This is a genomic window from Moraxella sp. CTOTU49803 (assembly GCF_032097965.1).
GTDB lineage: Bacteria > Pseudomonadota > Gammaproteobacteria > Pseudomonadales > Moraxellaceae > Faucicola > Faucicola tetraodonis.
On record NZ_DAMCJP010000006.1, the window covers coordinates 1 to 20,120 of the forward strand.

17 protein-coding genes are annotated in these 20,120 nt (G+C 44.3%); 11 read left to right on the top strand and 6 right to left on the bottom strand.

What is annotated here, in order from left to right; all coding sequences use genetic code 11:
- Positions 1-95: 95 nt before the first annotated feature.
- Together menA and RT422_RS07685 are read right to left on the bottom strand one after the other, a co-directional pair.
- Positions 96-1,028: a 1,4-dihydroxy-2-naphthoate octaprenyltransferase gene (menA, locus tag RT422_RS07680; protein WP_313421876.1), complete on the bottom strand. Its 933-nt coding sequence runs from the start codon at positions 1,026-1,028 to the stop codon at positions 96-98.
- Positions 1,029-1,112: 84 nt separating this feature from the next.
- Positions 1,113-3,662 carry a helix-hairpin-helix domain-containing protein gene (locus RT422_RS07685; RefSeq protein WP_313421877.1) on the bottom strand — a complete coding sequence of 850 codons (2,550 nt, stop codon included), beginning with the start codon at positions 3,660-3,662 and terminating at the stop codon, positions 1,113-1,115.
- 555 nt (positions 3,663-4,217) lie between these two features.
- Here RT422_RS07685 and ompR point away from each other — a divergent pair.
- Positions 4,218-4,991, top strand: a complete 774-nt coding sequence (gene ompR / locus RT422_RS07690) for a two-component system response regulator OmpR (protein WP_313421878.1) — start codon at positions 4,218-4,220, stop codon at positions 4,989-4,991.
- A 71-nt stretch (positions 4,992-5,062) separates the two neighbouring features.
- Positions 5,063-6,133 (top strand): GTP-binding protein, encoded by a 1,071-nt coding sequence (locus RT422_RS07695; protein WP_313421880.1) that lies wholly within the window; start codon positions 5,063-5,065, stop codon positions 6,131-6,133.
- Positions 6,134-6,200: 67 nt separating this feature from the next.
- Here RT422_RS07695 and RT422_RS07700 read toward each other — a convergent pair whose 3' ends face one another.
- Entirely contained in the window at positions 6,201-6,998 is a 798-nt protein-coding gene (locus tag RT422_RS07700; protein WP_313421881.1) for an NRDE family protein, read from the bottom strand.
- A gap of 184 nt (positions 6,999-7,182) precedes the next feature.
- On the opposite strand from RT422_RS07700, the gene RT422_RS07705 reads away from it, so the two are divergent.
- The gene (locus tag RT422_RS07705; RefSeq protein ID WP_313421883.1) at positions 7,183-7,929 is read left to right on the top strand and encodes a glycosyltransferase; all 747 of its coding nucleotides are present in this window, start codon (positions 7,183-7,185) and stop codon (positions 7,927-7,929) included.
- A gap of 36 nt (positions 7,930-7,965) precedes the next feature.
- On the opposite strand, the gene RT422_RS07710 is transcribed toward RT422_RS07705, so the two are convergent.
- Complete coding sequence (locus tag RT422_RS07710; RefSeq protein WP_313421885.1) at positions 7,966-8,787, bottom strand: enoyl-CoA hydratase; 822 nt, start codon at positions 8,785-8,787, stop codon at positions 7,966-7,968.
- A gap of 253 nt (positions 8,788-9,040) precedes the next feature.
- Here RT422_RS07710 and RT422_RS07715 point away from each other — a divergent pair, with 253 nt between their 5' ends.
- The 5 genes from RT422_RS07715 to RT422_RS07735 all read left to right on the top strand — a co-directional run bounded on the left by RT422_RS07715 (position 9,041) and on the right by RT422_RS07735 (position 13,745).
- Positions 9,041-9,559, top strand: a complete 519-nt coding sequence (locus RT422_RS07715) for a GbsR/MarR family transcriptional regulator (protein WP_135889503.1) — start codon at positions 9,041-9,043, stop codon at positions 9,557-9,559.
- Positions 9,560-9,730: 171 nt separating this feature from the next.
- Positions 9,731-10,681 (top strand): TIGR01777 family oxidoreductase, encoded by a 951-nt coding sequence (locus RT422_RS07720; protein ID WP_313421887.1) that lies wholly within the window; start codon positions 9,731-9,733, stop codon positions 10,679-10,681.
- Between the two features lie 18 nt (positions 10,682-10,699).
- The gene (locus RT422_RS07725) at positions 10,700-11,104 is read left to right on the top strand and encodes a DUF393 domain-containing protein (RefSeq protein ID WP_313421889.1); all 405 of its coding nucleotides are present in this window, start codon (positions 10,700-10,702) and stop codon (positions 11,102-11,104) included.
- A 492-nt stretch (positions 11,105-11,596) separates the two neighbouring features.
- Positions 11,597-11,917, top strand: coding sequence for a DUF485 domain-containing protein (locus RT422_RS07730; RefSeq protein ID WP_099807461.1), 321 nt, complete (start codon positions 11,597-11,599; stop codon positions 11,915-11,917).
- A 184-nt stretch (positions 11,918-12,101) separates the two neighbouring features.
- Positions 12,102-13,745 (top strand): cation acetate symporter, encoded by a 1,644-nt coding sequence (locus RT422_RS07735; protein WP_219300650.1) that lies wholly within the window; start codon positions 12,102-12,104, stop codon positions 13,743-13,745.
- A 77-nt stretch (positions 13,746-13,822) separates the two neighbouring features.
- Here the strand turns inward: RT422_RS07735 and RT422_RS07740 are convergent, their stop codons facing one another.
- The gene (locus tag RT422_RS07740) at positions 13,823-14,842 is read right to left on the bottom strand and encodes a 5'-nucleotidase (protein ID WP_313421890.1); all 1,020 of its coding nucleotides are present in this window, start codon (positions 14,840-14,842) and stop codon (positions 13,823-13,825) included.
- A 465-nt stretch (positions 14,843-15,307) separates the two neighbouring features.
- Here RT422_RS07740 and thrS point away from each other — a divergent pair, with 465 nt between their 5' ends.
- Positions 15,308-17,236, top strand: coding sequence for a threonine--tRNA ligase (gene thrS, locus RT422_RS07745; RefSeq protein WP_313421892.1), 1,929 nt, complete (start codon positions 15,308-15,310; stop codon positions 17,234-17,236).
- 8 nt (positions 17,237-17,244) lie between these two features.
- Positions 17,245-17,769, top strand: a complete 525-nt coding sequence (gene infC, locus RT422_RS07750) for a translation initiation factor IF-3 (protein ID WP_409455553.1) — start codon at positions 17,245-17,247, stop codon at positions 17,767-17,769.
- 79 nt (positions 17,770-17,848) lie between these two features.
- On the opposite strand, the gene RT422_RS07755 is transcribed toward infC, so the two are convergent.
- Positions 17,849-18,133 carry a GNAT family N-acetyltransferase gene (locus RT422_RS07755; RefSeq protein WP_312177191.1) on the bottom strand — a complete coding sequence of 95 codons (285 nt, stop codon included), beginning with the start codon at positions 18,131-18,133 and terminating at the stop codon, positions 17,849-17,851.
- 286 nt (positions 18,134-18,419) lie between these two features.
- Between RT422_RS07755 and ettA the strand changes: the two genes are divergently transcribed.
- Positions 18,420-20,081: an energy-dependent translational throttle protein EttA gene (gene ettA / locus RT422_RS07760; RefSeq protein ID WP_060995255.1), complete on the top strand. Its 1,662-nt coding sequence runs from the start codon at positions 18,420-18,422 to the stop codon at positions 20,079-20,081.
- Positions 20,082-20,120: the final 39 nt, after the last annotated feature.

Genomic DNA, 20,120 nt, shown 5'->3' on the forward strand with positions numbered 1-20,120 from the left:
TACAGTTTGTGGCTGTAGTCGCTGCCAGTGAGTGCGTATTATACGCTTTTCTTTTACCCTGTCAATACCACTGCGAAAAGTTTTTTCATTTATTTTCAAATTAGTTTTTTATAGTTAAAGATAAGAATACTTACACTCATCAATATACTGGTCGCTAGGGTGATTAAGACAATTTTGGCTAGTTCTGGCGCGAGTGCGTTTGAGGGGATATTTTCATCACTATAATGGCGAACCATTTTAAGATGTTTGGCAATCGGAGAGATTAGAACAAATAGACTTAATAGATAAAAATTTTGTCGCAAGGTCACAAAAGTAATGAGTAAAAAATAAGCACCCAACAACATAAACCGATATAGGTGGCTCATGCTTTCTTTGCCTAAGGTGGTGGCAAGGGTATTTTTTCCAGCGCTTGTATCTGTGTCAAAATCCCGCATATTGTTAATCATCAATACGCAAGTGCATAGCAGGCCGATTACCACCGCAGCAATAATATCCATCACGCGGATGAATTGTGTTTGTAGGTAAACGCCCCCTAATACATTAACTAAGCCAAAGAATAAAAATACTGCTATTTCCCCTTTCGCATTGTACCCATAGGGGTTTTTACCCATGGTATAGGTTACTGCGGCAATAATCGCGATGATGCCCAATGCTAAGAAGGTGAAAAAATCGGTCAGACTGTTAAAGCTCAGCCAAAGTAAGCCAATACCGCAGCCAAAAATAAACAGCGCCCAACTTATGATTAATTTCTTGAGGGTCTTGGGATTGATTATCCCTTGGGCAGTCTGTCTGTCGAGTCGATGCGCATCAGTACCCCGTATGCCATCGCCATAGTCGTTGGCTAAATTGGATAAAATCTGTAAGCCTAAGGCAACCCAAAGGCTTAGCAAAAAGATTTGCCAATTTTTGCTGTTAAAGCTGCCAATACGCGAGTATGCCAACGCATTGGCTACTATGATGCCAGCCACCGCTAAGGGATAAGTGCGTGGGCGAGTCGCTTGCCAAAATGCTTGTAAAAAATTGACCATCACTCACTCGAAACCTTGTATCACCAATCGCAACATCTAAATGGATTTAGCCATTTGGATGCACGTTTACCAATGATGCGGGGTTTATGTTGATTTTTTTAGACCTGCTTGCGCCAACAATGCACCTAAGCTACCAATTTTTTGCGGTTTGTCGGCTCCTTGGTTTTGCGGTTTAGCGGCTTTGTCACTACGTTGGGGTTTGCCCGAATGTTTGGCTGATTTGCTGCTGCGCTCGGTAGGGTCTGCGTATTTTTTCGCCGTACCAGCCATTGATTGGTTGGTATTTTTTGCTTTACTAGCGGGTGCTTTTTCAGCAGGTTTGGCTGCCATTGGGGTATCTGACTTCATGCTAAAGCCCACGCGTTTACGCTCTGCATCCACTGAAATCACGCGAACGGTGACGATATCACCTGGTTTGACATGATTTAACGGATCGGCGATAAATTCGTTACCCATCTCTGAGATATGTACCAAGCCATCTTGATGTACGCCAACATCAACAAAACAACCAAAACTTGTCACATTGGTGACCACGCCTTCAAGCGTCATGCCTTCGGTTAAATCGTTGAGGCTATTGACATCGTCACGGAACTGCGCTGTTTTAAAGCTCGGTCTTGGATCGTGTGCAGGTTTGGCTAATTCTTGTTTGATGGCAGCGGCTTTCAGCGTTGCTTGCTCGGCATCATTAACCTCATCGTTTGCAGCAGCGACCAGTGAATCGGTCAGATTGTTGAGCGCTGACTCGTCGCCTAGCACATCGTTGAGGTTGTTGTCGGTTGAGGCCAGCCATTGTTTGACCATCTCATAGTTTTCTGGGTGTAACCCTGTCGCATCTAACGGCTCATCACCGCCACGAATGCGTAAAAAACCTGCCGCTTGTTCGAAAGTTTTGGCACCCAATCTTGGCACGTTTTTGAGCTGTTCACGATTGGCAAATGCGCCGTGTTCGTTGCGGTAGTTGACAATTTGCTGTGCTACATTGACATTGAGACCTGCGATATAAGACAAAATCGCAGGACTTGCGGTATTGACATCTACGCCCACCGCATTCACACAGTCTTGCGTGACTTTGGTTAAACTATCAGCCAGCTGCGTTTGGTTGACGTCATGCTGATATTGACCCACGCCAATGGCTTTGGGATCGACTTTAACCAGCTCAGACAAGGGATCTTGCAAACGACGGGCAATCGATACTGCCCCACGAATGGATACATCAAGCTCTTGTAATTCTTGCGACGCCAGTTCGCTGGCTGAGTACACAGAAGCACCAGACTCATTGACCACCACAGGCACGGCTTTGATATCCCCGTTTCCTTGAGCGCTGTTTTCTGCCAAAATTTCTTTGATTAAAGCATCTGTCTCACGGCTAGCCGTACCATTACCAATGGCGATTAAATGCACATGGTGATTTTTGAGTAAATCGGCAATGGTTTGTTTGGCTTCATCGACCTTATTGTCTGGGGCAAATGGATACACTGTTGCAATCGCAAAACTATCATCGCTATTTTTGGCAACATGACCCAGACTATCAACCACAGCCATTTTAACCCCATGACGGATACCCGGATCGACGCCTAGAATCGTTTTTTGACCCGCTGGGGCTGCCATTAATAGATGCTGTAAATTGTTTGCAAACACGTCAATTGCTGCGGATTCAGCCGTTAAGCGTTTTTCTGTGAGCAAACGATGCTCAATATGCGGGCGCCATTTATCCAACCACAGTTTTTTGCCCAGTGACAATAAAAACTGTTGACGGTCAGTGGGCTCAGCAGCCGTTAAGTTAAATGCGTGATTAATTTGCTGGGTAAACGGTGCATCATCGCCTTCAATCGCAATCGTCAGTACATTGTCTTGGCGACCGCGTAGCATCGCTAATAATCGATGATTGGGTAGACGCGCCAAGCTTTCAGCGTGGTCAAAATAGTCTTTGTATTTTTCGCCGACTTCCCGTTTTTCTTCGCCCACTAAACGGCTATGAATTTGGGCGATTTTCCCAAAGCCGACGCGCAGTTTGTCGAGTAGATCAAGCTGCTGTGTCCACTCATCGATAATAATGGCACCGATACCTGATAGCTGTTTTTCTTTATCTTCAAAAATTGACGCTTCGGCTTCGCCGTTGTCATTCTGTACAGGCGCTGGCGCTTGGTAATCTAATAATGCTGAGGCTGGGCTTACCGACTCATTTAAAACCGCCAAGGCAATCGGCTCAAGTCCTGCTTCACGCGCTTGGGTTGCCAGTGAGCGGCGGCGCGGACGATACGGCAAATAAATGTCTTCTAATTCAAGTTTGGATGCCGCTTGATTAATGCGTTCACTCAATTCATCGGTCAGCTTATTTTGTGAGGTCAACAGCTCAATGATTTTTTGGCGGCGAATGGCCATATCTCGTTCATAGCTAAGCGATTTTTCCAGACTACGCAACTGTACGTCATCGAGCCCGCCGGTTTGGTCTTTACGATAGCGTGCAATAAACGGAATCGTCGCCCCATCATCATAGAGTTTGACGAATGCCATCATTTGGTTGAGTTTGATACCAAGATTGGCAGCTAATTTTTGATAAATGGCTTGCTGGACTTGCTCAGAGAGTACATCTACCGCTGGATTAGCCGCAATGGCAGTAACGTTTGTAGTCATATTTTTGCCTAACACTTATAAGGATGAACTCAAAACTTCAGAGTTCACGCATTATAACAAAACAATACAAAAAGATAATAGGTAAACGCTATTTTAACAAAAATCTTTAGCGATTTTTTACCTTGCCAACGATACCCCTGTTATTAAACTAAAATTTTGCTAACTGATGACTATATAATAAGTGACTAACCTATAAGCTAACGTCGCATTTTTAGCAAAATCACTACAGCAATCGACACATTTTTTTGCTTTAATAACCGCATAACAACGCAAATTTGGCTAAATAATAAGATTGATAATGCTTGCAAGTTGTAACCAATCGTTTCAAAATACCTTTATCAGTCCCTAATAAAAATTTTTATACCCATATATTTTATACCATTGCCTGTCCTAACTAATTAATTATAAGGTTCAGTTCAACACGCTAATGGAAAATATTTAGCCTTTATAAAAAAATAATTGGGTATTTATAAAAACTGTGTAGCGAAAACAACATTCGAGTGAAAATAACATTGGTGATAGGAATATCGACGATAAAAATGAGGAAAATAATCAATGAGTGATGATATCAACCCCACTGTAGAATCTACCCCCAATCAAACAGCCGTAGGCGATATGAATCAGCGCATTTTAGTAGTTGACGATGATGCGCGCCTTCGCACTTTGTTGCAACGTTTCTTGGAAGATGATGGTTATATTGTACGTACTGCGCATGATGGTAGCCAAATGGACAAACTGATGCAGCGCGAGTTATTTTCGCTGATTGTGCTTGATTTGATGCTACCTAACGAAGACGGTATCAGTATTTGCCATCGCTTACGCGCAGAAAACTCCGATATTCCGATTATTATGTTGACCGCTAAAGGTTCCGATGCCGATCGTATCGCAGGACTTGAAGCAGGCGCGGATGATTATCTGCCAAAACCTTTTAACCCCAAAGAATTATTGGCACGTATTAAAGCCGTATTGCGTCGGCAAACGCGTGAATTGCCAGGCGCACCCAGTCAGCAAATGGAAGTGGTCGAATTTGGCTCATGGACATTAGATTTATCAACGCGTACCCTAAAACGTGATGGTAACATCGTAACCTTAACCACGGGTGAATTTAGTGTATTAAAGGCTTTGGTACAACATCCCCGTGAGCCATTAACCCGTGATAAACTGATGAATCTGGCACGCGGTCGTGAATGGGGCGCAATGGAGCGCTCAATTGATGTGCAAGTATCGCGTTTACGCCGTCTTATCGAAGATAACCCTTCGCAAGCGCGCTATATCCAAACCGTTTGGGGCGTGGGCTACGTGTTTGTACCCGATGGTGCAGAAAGCTAAACAAGCCCTATTTAAAAGAGCGAATTAAAAAAGCTAAGTTAACAGAGTTAAAAACTTTTATGATAAAACCGTTGATTGTAAATACAGCCTGTCACCTGGTGATGGGCTTTTTAGGTTCTGGAAAAACCAGTTTTATCAATGCCTGTATCGCGCATTTTCAACACCAAGAAAAGTGGGCGATTTTGGTCAATGAAGCAGGTCAAATCGGTATTGATGAAAAGCTATTGACGGGTAATGCTGACCATGATTTAGCGATTCGCCAAGTATCTGGTGGCTGTATCTGCTGTACTTCGCAACTGCCGCTACAGATTGCGCTCGCTCGCTTGACGTCTGAGTATAGACCTAACCGATTATGGATTGAGCCAACAGGGCTTGCACACCCGCGCGAGCTGATTGAACAGCTATCTGCACCGCATTGGCAAACTGCGCTGTCGCTAAAATCCGCCATCAGTATCGTCAATGCGCGTCATTGGCAAGATAGCCGTTATCGTGACAATGAAGGCTACCAAGCGCATGTGCGGTTTTGTGATGTAGTGGTGATTAATCGTTTTCATGAGTTGGATGACACCCAAAAAACCCAACTGACCGCATGGATGAACGGCTTAAACCCTAAAGCAAAATTGATTTGGCAAGCAGAACAAACGCTGAGCGAAGACAATCTGCGGCAATTGCAACAAGCGCTCAAGCAATCAAGCCAAGTGCTTGCCGAGCGTAGCCATTACCAACAAATTAGCTTAACGAGCCTTGCTCAGTCCTCTACTCCACCCACCACCCAAGCCGACCCGACCCAATCACCAACAGCTGCCAATGATGACTTGCCATTTCGCTATCATGATGTGCAAAACGGCTATCAAATCATCGGCTGGCGGGTGTCAGCCGACTGGACAATTGATATGACTGTGCTGATGGAATGGTTGTTGGCACTGCCCAACTGGCAACGTATCAAATCGGTGGTTCATATCAAACATACGCATGATGAGCAATGGCAAACCATGAATTTTACCCCGGATTCGCTCGATTTGGTGGCCTGTGAGCCACAAACCGATAACCGTATTGAAGTGATTTTTTTGGATAACACTATCGAATTGGATTTTGATAGGCTCGATACTGAGCTGATGATGATGTTTGGGCATATCGGTTAAGCTTACGGTTGATGGATAGCCCATTTTATTGTCTATTTTTTGATTTTGCGGCTGTTTTTTTCATTGATTATGTGGCGTTAACATGGGGCGTGATACGGATGATAGTGTCATTTTCAAGGTTTTTTTCTTGCATATCAAACCCTGTATGAGTGATGGTGAGCAAGGTACTCACGCGCGTCCCATAGCTACCCCCTAGCAGCTTATCGAGGCGATTGGCAGGAATAAAGATGGAAGACAACGCCAATTCTCTCTCGATACCTAAACCTGTATCAGGTAGCTGGGTGATAGGCGCTTGTTCACGGTCTTGCAATATCTCAAATGCTAGCGGTTGCCAATCCTCATGCCCAGCAAGCAGCGGCAATAACTCTTGTCGTACTCGCCCACGCAGTTTCTCCGTTTTAAACCATGCCGTATTTGGTTGACCATTGGATAACACGTATAAGCCTTTTGCCAATACCTCGATGCCATACCCTTTATTATTGAGCAGTACCGCTTGCTGCCGATCGCCGATGACTAGATTAAACCCATCGTAGCAGGGCAAATCAACTTGCCTTGCGAAAGCTAGCGGCGACCACTCACCACTTAAATAATCAAGGATTAACTGACCGCGGGAGGTGGCAAAGACAGGCTTATCTTTGATAATCTCTCGGTAGTTTAAAATCACCCCCCAGCGCCCATGCACAGGATCGATACCCAACCAAGTGCCCCCTGCTTGTGCATCTTGCCCCGCGATGATTTTTTTTCCATTCGGCAATTGCCATTCATGCAGTGCGCGTGTAGGACGCTGCAAAAATTCATCCCGATTGGATAATAGCACCAAGGGCTTATCCTCAAACAGCTGCCAAGCCAACGCTACAATGCACATATTTCATTCCTTCTAACTGGTTACCATGCCATCGCCCATTGAATTCTGCATCAGCTCGATTACTCATTCCATAGGTTAGCAGCCAAAACTTTTTTGGCAATCACCAAATCGTCATATTGTTCATTTATGATAAAAAAGCTAAAAATTGCAGTTTTAAACGATTGTTGCCCTTGTGAATGAGCTTATGACGCCAATTAGCATTGTGATTATTACCCTAAACGAAGCCGAACGTATCGGTAATATTTTGCGTGACTTAGCCCAGCAAAGCTACCAAAATTTTGAAGTCATCGTGGTGGATTCCAACAGCGAAGATGACACCTGTCAAATTGCAGCCAGTTTTCGCCACCAGTTGCCCGCGATAAGCGTACATAAAATGTCAAAACGTGGCGTCAGCTTGGGTCGTAATACAGGGGCAAGCCTAGCCAAAAATGAACGAATACTGTTCCTAGATGCCGATGTGCGGTTGGATGCAGACTTTTTGAAAAAAGCCAGTCAATTATTGGATAAAAAATCCTTGAAAGTAGCCGGCGTGTATATGAATGCTGACCACCTAAAGCCTTGGTTTACAGTGGGTTATCTGCTGTTTAACATGGGTATTTTTGTTAGCCAATTTTTATCGCCAACGGCGGTCGGTGCGTGTATTTTTTCCAGTAAATCTGTGCATGAGCAATTGGGTGGTTTTGATGAGTCTATCACCCTGTGTGAAGATTGTGACTATGTCAATCGTGCCAAAAAAATCACCCGCTATCAGATGCTACCGCTCACCTTTCGCTTTGACCCACGCCGCTTGCAGCAAGATGGCTATTTTAATACAGGCTGGAAATACCTGCATGCCAATTTATATCGTTTCTTTGTTGGCGAAATCCATGATAACAAAATCCGCTACCAGTTTGGGCATTATGGTGCCCCAAAAAAACAGCGCCTAGATTGACGCTATTTTTTAACTTGCTACAGCATTGACAGTGGCCTAACGCCCCTTGAACTGTGCAGGACGCTTTTGCATAAAGGCGGTAATCCCTTCTTTAAAGTCTTCACTGGTCGCCATTTGCATTTGGTAAATTACCTCTTGGTCTAGCGCGATATCCAATCCTGCAAATGCCACTTGATTAATCGATTGCTTCATTGCCGCCAGTGCTAGGGTTGGCAAGCTTGTGAGGCGGTCGGTCAGTTTTTTCACTGCCGCATCAAGCGCATCTTGACTCACCAGCGCATTCACCAGTCCCAAATCTTCTGCCTTTTGCGCGGTGATTTGCTCACCCAACATCACAAGCTCAGTGGTTTTGGCGGCACCAATCAACTGCGATAACAGATAAATACCACCACCATCAGGCACTAGCCCGATATTGACAAAGGCTTGTAAAAATTTAGCATTGTCACTGGCAACGCGAAAATCACACGCTAACGCGATATTCATGCCTGCGCCCGCACACGCGCCATTGATACGCGCGATAATCGGCTTGCTGATTTTGCGGATACGGCGTGTGATGTCAGCAATCCCAATGGTCAGACTATGCGACATTTTCAGTAGGTTTTCGCGGTTATCTGCTCCGGATAGCATCTCGCGAATATCACCACCGCTAGAAAATCCCTTGCCCGCGCCTGTGATGACAATCACTTTGGCGGCTGTGTCGTATTGTGCGTAGTCAAGGGCTTGATAAAGCTCGGATTTCATCACGCTATTAAGCGCATTGAGTGATGCGGGATCATTGAGGGTAATCGTCGCAACACTATCTGCAACATTATACGTGACTTTTTGAAAGGTGGGTTGTTGTGTTTGGGTTGCCGTCATGGGTCATCCTTATACCAAAGAAATAAATACCAAAAAACTAAATATCAAAAAAAAGATACAATGAACCACTTCATCTTACCGAAATTATTTTTTTTTGGGAAATAAAACGCGACTTGTAAGGTCAACAATCCAAACCCAACCACAAAATTTTTACAATTTTCAAAATTTCTGTATTGACAGAAATATATAAAAAGCTCAAAATAATTAAAAATTGATTGATTTACATCCATTTACTTACACACAAGGCTAAAAAGTGCAACTCACATCGACCATGGAAAAATTTGTCTTACACTGGGGCGAAATGGGCAATAAATGGGGCGTAAACCGTACCGTTGCTCAGATTCATGCCTTGTTATTTTTGGCAGGCAAGCCGATGAATGCCGAAGAAATCCAAGAAACCTTGGGCGTGGCGCGTTCAAATGTGAGTAATAGTATCAAGGAATTGCAGAGCTTAAATCTAGTACAAACCGTACATACGCTCGGTGATAGACGCGATTATTTCACCACGGGCACGGATGTGTGGGAATTGGCTAAGGTGATTGTCGAAGAACGCTATCGCCGAGAGCTTGCGCCGACGGTTGGATTCTTGGCGGATTTAATTAATGAGCCAGAATTTGCCACAGAAAACAAAGATATACAACAACGTATCAAAGACACCCACCAATTTGTCGATACGCTGACGAGTTGGGCGAACGAGATGCTAAAACTTTCGTCCACTACGCTCAATCGTATCCTAAAGCTTGGGGCGACGATTCAGAAGTTTTTGAAATGATGGGAAATGATGGATTGGGACAATGACTGCAACATATCTGACTGGCAAAGTTTTAACCTGTTATGCTTTATAGTTGGCTGTTTAAGTAGTGTAATCGTTGGCAAATTGGTTTTGCCAAAAAGCTAAAATTTTTACCCATAAATTTCAGTTTTGACAGAAAAAAGGAAAGAAATGATGAAAATACTTATCACAGGCGGTTCAGGATTTTTAGGCACAGCGTTAACACAATCGTTAAAAACCCATGGCGTAAAAGGTGACACTGCGTCAGTCACTTGGGTATCTCGTTCTGTAGAAAAAGAGAAAACCAAAAATATGGCAGATGACGTTATTAGCTATGACGATCTTGCCAGCACCAATGAGACGTATGACGTCATCATCAATCTAGCAGGTGCGGGTATTGCCGACAGCCGTTGGACGGAGGCACGTAAGCAAGAATTGTTTGATAGCCGGCTAAAACCCACACAAGCGGTAATTGACTATATTGAGCGAATCGGCAATAAACCAAAACTATTGATTAGCGGCTCAGCCATCGGTTGGTACGGTATCCAAAAGGAAAACGACCCAACCGCGCTTGATGAAACCAGCCCTGTGACAAAAACCGATTTCGCTCACGAAATTTGTCAGGCATGGGAGCAGCTAGCTTTGACTGTCCAAGATACTGCAACAGATGGCGTAACAGACGCTGTGCCAGTTGCGATTGTGCGCACAGGGGTGGTGATTGCGCCCGAGGGGGGTATGGTTGGACGACTGATTACCCCATTTAAAATGGGCACAGGTGGTAAGCTTGGCAATGGTCAGCAAATCATGAGCTGGATTAGCCGTACTGATTGGGTGCGTGCGGTGATTTTTATCATTGAACAAAACCTGACTCACATTCTGCCCACTCAGCAAATTTACAATTTAACCAATCCAACGCCTATTAGCAATGCTGCATTTACCGATGCGATGGGCACTTGGTTGCACCGCCCTACCCTGATGACCCTGCCCGCCTTTGTGGTCAAGACCATGTTTGGTGAAATGTCGACATTACTGTTGGATGGGCAACGCGTTGTGCCCACAGCGTTACTGGATCAAGGTTTTAAATTTAACGACTTGACCGTATTAGATGCCCTAAAACGCTAATCTTCGGAGACTGTTAATATGATTACCATGTACTATGATAATACCTGCCCTGTCTGCCGTACCGAAGCCTTGCATATGGCAGAGAAAAAACCTGACGCCATTCGCATCGTTCCGATTGATGACGCACGGGACGAACTTGCCAAATTTGGTATTAGCGAAAATGAGGCGATGACTTATCTGTGTGTTCAAGATAAACAGGGGAACATGCAAAAAGGCATGGATGCTGTACGACTGCTATACAAAACCGCACAACTGCCATTTGCAACCATGTTTGAATGGCCTGTGGTGAAACAAGCCAGTGATATGATTTATCCTATTTTTGCGCGACATCGCAACCGTGTACCCAACTGGATGACCCAACTTGCCTATGGTAAAGTCGCAGCAGACTGCAAAGAAGGTATGTGTAAAACTCGAGGCAAATAAATGCCGTTTGGTTTGAATGGCGGTATGTACGCTCAATGATTAATCTATCCTCAATGATTTATTTATCATCGATAGTTTGATAATTTTTAATGGTCATTGGGCGTTACAGTTATAATTAGATGCAATCATAATTAGGTGCAACGATTATTAGTCGCGATTACCAATATCAAGTTATGTCTAATAATAATTTTGGGTGCTTTGATAGGGTCGCCACTAATTTTCAACTAACATTCTACAATTTTTTTACAGTTAGAGAAAAAATAGCTAGATTTTTTAACAATTTTCATTTAATAATAGTAATTAATCAGGAAGATGAGATTGTTTGTATCATTTAAGACAATCTATTACGTTTAGCATAGCGGACTTGCTTCACCATATTGTTGTCTACTGTTATTGTCACCCAATCGCTATCTTCCTTGTCAGTTTTGACACTGATTGGTGAGTCAATCATCAATGAGTTGTCTTTTTCATTCATTTACAAGGAGCGTTATCATGGATGAGGCACAAATTCAGCGTATCATTAATCATTCTGAATTCCAAAGCATGGCAAAGAGAAAAACAAGCCTAGGACTTACTTTTTCTATCATTACTTTAATTGTGTGGTTTGGCTATCTGTTACTCGTGGGCTTTGATCCTGAAATGTTTGCTGCGCCACTGTCAGCAGGCTCGACTGTCCCTGTTGGCTTTTACATTGTTGTTGCCATTATGATTTTTGTACCAGTCATCACTTGGATATATGTCAGCAAAGCAAACGGCGAATTTGACACGATGACTCGTAAAGTAATCGATGATATCAACAGTGGTAAAGTATAACCTCACAGGGATTGTGTTGGGTTTTCAATTTTAAAATTGTGCTTTTTATAACAATTTTGACATCATTTTTGACACCATGGAGGGTGGCATGTTACAACAACAATATAACGGCCTGGCTGTTAAAGGCTTGCACAAGCGTATCGGCAAGGTTTCAACTGCCGTAAGCTTGACGCTAGTGGGTCTGATGGCACAGATGCCAGCATGGGCAGCGGGCGCCCTAGAAGGCGAAGTAAAAAAACAACCGCTGAATATCTCAGCCATTATCATGTTCTTGATTTTCGTTTTTGCAACACTCGGTATTACTTACTGGGCATCAAAACAAAACAAAACCGCTAGCGACTTCTATACCGCGGGCGGCGGTATCTCAGGTACCAAAAACGGGATTGCTATTGCAGGGGACTATATGTCAGCGGTAACCTTTTTGGGGTTATCGAGTATGGTTTTTACCGTCGGTTATGATGGCATGATTTATACGCTAGCCTTCTTGATTGGTTGGCCAATTATTTTATTCTTAATCGCTGAGCGGCTACGTAACTTGGGTAAATTTACCTTCGCAGATGTGGCATCTTATCGTTTTTCCCAAACCCCTGTACGTATTTTTGCTGCATCCGGTACCTTGGTCGTCGTTGCGCTATACTTGGTTGCGCAGATGGTCGGCGCGGGTAAATTGGTTCAATTATTATTTGGATTAGATTATATTTACGCAGTCATCATCGTTGGTGTGTTAATGATGGTTTACGTATTGTTTGGCGGTATGCTAGCCACCACTTGGGTGCAGATTATCAAAGCAGTTTTATTGATGTCGGGTGCGACTTTCATGGCCCTTATGGTCATGAACCATGTTGGTTTTAGTTTTGAAAATTTATTCAAGTCAGCTGTCGCTGCCCATAGCAAACACGAAGCGATTTTATCGCCTGGTAAATTGGTTAATAATCCCATTGAATCTATCTCATTAGGTTTGGGTCTATTGTTTGGTACAGCAGGTTTACCACACGTCTTGATGCGTTTCTTTACGGTGCCAGATGCCAAAGCTGCGCGTAAATCGGTGTTGGTGGCTGCAAGTTGCATTTCATACGTATTCTTCTTAATTGTTCTTATTGGTTTAGGTGCCATCGTTATCCTAGCCGAACATCCAGATTATTTCACGACAGTGGTTAAAGATGGCGTAAGCTCACAAGCACTCATCGGTGGTGCCAACATGGCAGCGATTCACTTGTCGCATGCCGTGGGTGGTAACCTATTCTTAGGCTTTATCTCGGCGGTTGCTTTTGCGACTATACTAGCGGTTGTGGCAGGTTTAACGTTATCAGGCGCCTCAGCGGTTAGCCATGACTTGTATGCTAGTGTTATCAGAAAAGGTCAAGCGAGACCTGAAGAAGAGATGCGTGCATCAAAAATTACCGTGGTTGCGTTAAGTTTATTGTCAATCGTGACCGGTATTATCTTTGAAAACCAAAACCTTGCGTTCATTGCAAGTTTGGTATTTGCGGTCGCGGCATCGGCTAACTTCCCGATTCTTTTCTTAGCGATGTTCTGGCGTGGTCTAACCACTCGTGGTGCGGTAATCGGTGGGTTTGCAGGCTTAGCAGTCGCGGTGTTACTGATTATCTTAGGACCTGCGGTTTGGGTAGATATCATGAAACACGAATCACCCGCTTTCCCATACAAAAACGTGGCGTTATTTAGTATGCCTGTGACCTTCATTCTAGCGTGGATCGCATCTATCACTGACAACTCACCACGCGCTGAGTTAGATAGAAAAGGCTTTGATGCACAGTATGTACGTTCATTAACCGGTATCGGTGCGTCAGGTGCATCTGACCACTAACCCAATGTTCAATAATAAATACCGCTTACCATAAGCGGTATTTTTTTATATGGGGTTTTTTATAAAACCTATGAATTTTATCCTTGATGAATCTCAACAAGGTTTTGGATTGCCGTGGCATCAGCTTGTTTGACATACAATTTTGATTTTGAACTATAAGGCACTAGCCCTGATGGTACTACGCCTTTAGCAGATTCGTAATTATGAATGGAGTCATCGAAGAAAATATGCGGAGCAAAGGTTTGCAGTACATGGCGTTTATCCAAGCCACCTAAAAAGAACGCCAAATCCACATTGACGCCCCAATCACGTAATGTCTTAATCGCGCGCAAATCAGCAGGGGCATTGCGCGCGGTCACCAGTGCAATTTGAATCGGTGGATGCTTAATTTTAGCAGGCAGGCGTTTTTGTAGTTTAGAGAGTTTAATTAAAAAATCCGCATACGGGCCTTTATTCATCGGCACATCACTCATTTTGGCTTCATAATCATGAAACGCTTTGAGTCCTTGCTGGCGCGACAATAGCTCCCCTGCTTCATCAAATAACACGGCATCGCCATCAAATGCAATGCGTAGTTGATTGGTGTCTAGCTCTTTCATATCAATGGGCGGCGCATCCAAAATCGCGCAGGCACACACGCCTGCATCGGTGACTTGCTGGGCATCGTCATGATTGGTGGTCAAAAACAAATCTACCTTAAAATCTGCCACATAATCCGCCACCCCTTCGCCTGAGGTAAATGCCGAGCGACTAATCGGTAGTCCATGACTACGCAGCGCATTTAATACTTGAATACCAGTATCTGGGCTGTTTTTTGACATAATCACCACTTCAACCATGGGCGCAGCTATGCCCTCGCCCTTGTCATCGGTTGCACAATGCTGATTGAGATTGAGTAAGGCTTTGATAAGCGGATAACCCGTCCCGGTTTGCAAGGGATCATTTTCGCGTTCAATCATATAGCTGCGAAATTTATCAATCGCCGTTTCTGGATCTTCGGTTAAGGCTTGTTGAAAAAACCGCTCAGACTCCGATAAGTCAAACAATGCCGTGGCAGAGACCGCCACAATTAATGTATTGGAAAAATCAACTGACATAAAAATGCCCTTAATCAATCGTGTTGTTATGGAACATAGCACTCACTATTCTGTAGTTATATAAGTTTTGCCACGGGTAATCTAGATTATTCCTGTAACTTGTTCGGCTAAAGACAAATAGCTTAGTGTCAAGACAACCCAGCCAAATTAAAGAAACTCAGTCAAATTGTAGATACCAAGCATTGGCTGCCGTCTATTGGAGTGTTTTTTACACGCATATCATGAGCTACCTCATTTTGTGTCATCACTGCAAGCAATTCTATCAGCAAGTTGGTTTCATCACCGCAATTTGCTATAATATCTTGTTTACGCTTTTTGCAAAGCGACGAAGTCATGGGATTGTAATGCCTATCGAGACACGGTAAGTCTGGATGGGCAGAGTTTTTCCCTTTTTTTATTCCCATCTCTCACGGTTACATGACCGATAGTAACGGTCATCACTGCCAAAGGACAACAGGAGCAATTATGGTAGCCATTACCTTACCAAACGGCGATATTAAACAATTTGATGGACAAACGTCAGTCATGGAAGTGGCGCAAAGCATCGGCGCAGGGCTTGCCAAAGCCACCGTTGCAGGACGTGTCAACGGCAAATTAGTTGATGCGTGTGACCCGATTAGCGAAGACGCCAGCGTTCAAATCATCACGCCAAAAGACGAGGAAGGTGTGGAAATCATTCGCCACTCGACCGCTCACTTACTGGGCCATGCTGTCAAACAGCTGTATCCTGAAGTGAAGATGGTTATCGGTCCTGTGATTGAAGAGGGTTTTTATTACGATATCTACAGCGAGCGCCCATTTACGCCAGAAGACATGGAAAAAATCGAAGCGCGCATGACGCAATTGATTAACCAAGATTACGATGTTATCAAAAAAATGACACCGCGTGACGAGGTTATCAAAGTATTCCAAGACCGTGGCGAGACTTATAAATTACGTCTTATCGAAGATATGCCGAATGAAACTCAAATGGGTTTGTACTATCACCAAGAATATGTTGATATGTGCCGTGGACCACACGTGCCCAATACCCGTTTCTTAAAAGCTTTTAAACTCACCAAAATGAGTGGTGCCTACTGGCGCGGTGATGCCAAAAATGAGCAACTACAACGTATTTACGGTACCGCTTGGGCAGATAAAAAAGACCTAAAAGCTTATATTCAGCGTATCGAAGAAGCGGAAAAACGCGACCATCGTAAAATCGGTAAAGCGCTTGATTTATTTCATATGCAAGAAGAAGCGCCTGGTATGGTGTTTTGGCATCCCAATGGCTGGACGATGTGGCAAGTGCTTGAGCAGTATATGCGCAAAGTACAAAAAGATAACGGCTATCTTGAAATCAAAACCCCGCAAATCGTCGATAGAAGCCTATGGGAAAAATCAGGTCACTGGGAAAATTATGGCGACATGATGTTCACCACCCACAGTGAAAAACGTGACTATGCCATCAAGCCGATGAACTGCCCGTGTCATGTGCAAGTGTTCAATCAAGGGTTAAAATCTTACCGTGACTTGCCATTGCGTCTTGCTGAGTTTGGCTCATGCCACCGTAATGAGCCGTCAGGTTCACTCCATGGCATCATGCGGGTGCGTGGCTTTACCCAAGATGACGCCCATATTTTTTGTAGTAATGAGCAAATCAAACAAGAAGCCCAAGACTTTATCAAGCTTACCCTTGATGTGTATAAAGACTTTGGTTTTGATGACGTGCAAATGAAACTCTCGACTCGTCCAGAAAAACGGGTCGGTGCTGATGAACTGTGGGACTTGGCAGAAAAAGACTTAGCAGACGCGTTGGATAATGCCGGGCTTGACTGGCAGTATCTGCCAGGGGAAGGCGCATTTTATGGACCCAAAATCGAATTTAGCCTTAAAGACTGTCTTGGCCGCGTATGGCAATGCGGTACACTACAGCTTGACTTTAACCTGCCAGAGCGACTAGGTGCGGAGTTTGTCAATGAGCAAGGCGAACGTGAGCGCCCTGTAATGCTCCACCGTGCGATTTTGGGGTCATTTGAACGCTTTATCGGTATGCTTATTGAGCATTACGCGGGATGGATGCCAGTCTGGCTTGCACCGCAGCAAGTTGTGGTGATGAATATTACCGACAACCAAGCGGCAGCCTGTCAAAAAGTCGCCGAACAATTGAATCAAGCCGGACTTCGTGTGATCACCGATTTGCGTAATGAGAAAATTGGCTTTAAAATTAGAGAACGCACCCTTGAACGTATTCCTTATATGATTGTCATGGGTGATAAAGAAGTAGAAAGCAACCAAGTTAACGTCCGTACTCGTGAAGGTGACAACCTTGGCGTGATGAGTATCGATGCCTTTATCGACTTGGTTAACCAAGCGACCGCCCAAAAAGGGCGTGTCAAATCAACAACAGCGTAGGAGTAAGTATTATTAAGAGTTCAAACCGATTAGACATCAACGAGGAAATTCGTGCCAAAGAGGTACGCTTAGTCAAAGAAGACGGCGAACAAGTTGGTGTTGTGGATATAAAAACGGCTTTGCAGGCCGCCCGTGATGCTGAGTTGGATTTGGTCGAGATAGTACCAGACGCTCAGCCTCCTGTTGCCAAAGTGATGGACTACAGAAAATATCTGTACGACCAAAAACAAAAAGCCAAAGAAGCCAAAAAAAACCAAAAACAAACGCAGCTTAAAGAAATCAAATTGCGTCCCGGCACGGAAGAAGCCGACTATCAAGTCAAACTTCGTAAAATCCGTGAGTTTTTGGAAGACCAAGACAAAGTCAAAGTCACCATTCGCTTCCGTGGTCGTGAGATGGCTCACCAACAAATTGGCTTGCAGCAGCTTGAAAAAGTCATTGCCGATACAACCGATATTGCCAATGTTGAACAACAACCAAAAGTTGAAGGTCGTCAAATGGGTATGCTACTTGGACCTACCAAGAAAAAATAATCGGCAAACCCTAATCTATAAAAAAACCACATCAACCTATGTGGTTTTTTTATTGGCGTAATGACGCATTGATAAAATTTTAAGCTTTTAAATCATTGTATTCGGGGTGCTTTTGCAGATAGCTTGCCACGTAAGAGCAGGCTGGGACTACTTTTTTACCTTGTTCACGCGCATAGTCTAACGCATGCTTGGTCAACGCCCCTGCAATGCCGCGCCCGCCAATCGCGTCTGGCACAATGGTATGGTCATATACGATGACATCACCATTATCCACATAGCTGATATAGGCAGTGGTGCCGTCAACGGTGGTTTCAAAGCGTTGTGATTGTTCGTTATGGTGAATCGATAATTGTAAATCCGACATGGTTGTCTCCTTGTATATTCTTTTATTTACTATGCTATCTGTGACTTGGTTATTTGTCGCTTGGTTATTTGCCGTTTGATAGTAGCACAGCCACTGTCCATAACTTGTAAAAGTTCTTGCCTATTCGGTATGGGGTTTGCAAATGATTTTTCACTAGGCTTTTACCTTGCCCCACCCTGTTAACAATGCGATAATAAGCGGTTAAATCTCACCATTTTTCAAATTTTTTGGCGTGGATGATACGCCTTACATTCACTTGCTATTAGCTAACTTAAATAGGAAAAACATGGCTCAATATATTTATACCATGAACAAGGTATCAAAAATTGTTCCGCCCAAACGGGAAATCCTAAAAGACATCAGCCTGTCTTTTTTCCCCGGTGCAAAAATCGGTGTACTGGGTCTCAATGGTGCGGGTAAATCAACACTTCTTAAAATCATGGCAGGCGTGGACACCGAGTATAATGGTGAAGCGCGTGCGCAAGCGGGTATCAAGATTGGCTACCTTGCCCAAGAACCGCAGCTAGACCCTGCCAAAGACGTGCGTGGCAATGTGGAAGACGGTGTGCGTGAAGCCTTAGATGCATTGGCACGCCTTGATGAAATCTACGGCGAATATGCGCTACCCGATGCCGACTTTGACAAACTTGCCGCCGAACAAGGTAAGATGGAAGACATCATCCAAGCGTGGGATGCCCATAACCTCAACAACCAACTAGAAAAAGCCGCCGATGCGCTGCGCCTACCCGCGTGGGATGCCGACGTGAGCAAATTATCGGGTGGTGAAAAACGCCGCGTCGCCCTGTGCCGTCTATTGCTATCCAAACCTGATATGCTGCTCCTTGACGAACCTACCAACCACTTGGATGCCGAATCAGTCGCTTGGCTTGAGCATTTCTTAAAAGATTATAGCGGCACCATCGTGGCGATTACCCATGACCGCTATTTCTTGGACAATGTGGCAGAGTGGATTTTGGAGCTTGACCGTGGCTATGGCTACCCTTACCAAGGTAACTACACCGAATGGCTTGAGCAAAAAAATAAACGCCTAGAGCAAGAGCAAAAGCAAGAAGAAGCCTTTGCCAAAGCGCTGAAACAAGAGCTTGAATGGGTGCGAAAAAACCAAAAAGGCCAGCAAGCCAAATCAAAATCTCGCTTGCAACGTTTTGAGGAATTAAACTCCAAAGAGTTCCAACAGCGTAACGAAACCGCTGAAATCTACATTCCACCAGGACCACGTCTTGGTAATAAAGTGATTGAAGTCAACAATATCTCAAAATCATTTGGTGACCGTTTGCTATACGAAAACCTATCCTTCACTGTGCCACCGATGGCGATTGTGGGGATTATCGGACCCAACGGTGCGGGTAAAACCACGCTATTTAATATGATTACGGGTAAAGACAAGCCAGACACGGGCACGGTTGAAGTCGGTGAATCGGTAAAAGTGGCGTATGTCGGACAGGTACGTGATGAGCTGGACGACAAAAAAACCGTATGGGAAGAAGTCTCCGACGGTCTTGATATGATTACCGTGGGCGAATACACCACGCCTAGCCGTGCCTATATCGGACGCTTTAACTTTAAAGGTCAAGACCAACAAAAACTGGTCGGCAGCCTGTCGGGTGGTGAGCGTAACCGTCTGCAACTTGCCAAAACCTTAAAACAAGGGGCAAACGTGCTATTACTCGATGAGCCATCGAATGACCTTGATGTTGAGACGTTGCGCGCGCTTGAAGATGCGGTGGAGGTATTCCCTGGTACGGTGATGGTGGTGTCGCATGACCGCTGGTTCTTAGACCGTATTGCCACCCATATTTTGGCGTTTGAGGATGAGGGTCCGATTTGGTTTGATGGTAACTACTCGGAGTTTGAAACATATCGCAAAAAACAATTGGGCGCGGATGCCGAACCGAAACGCATGAAATATAAAAAGATTGCGAAATAGTTAACGATTTTTGCTTAACAATTTATGTTTTTTCACCCT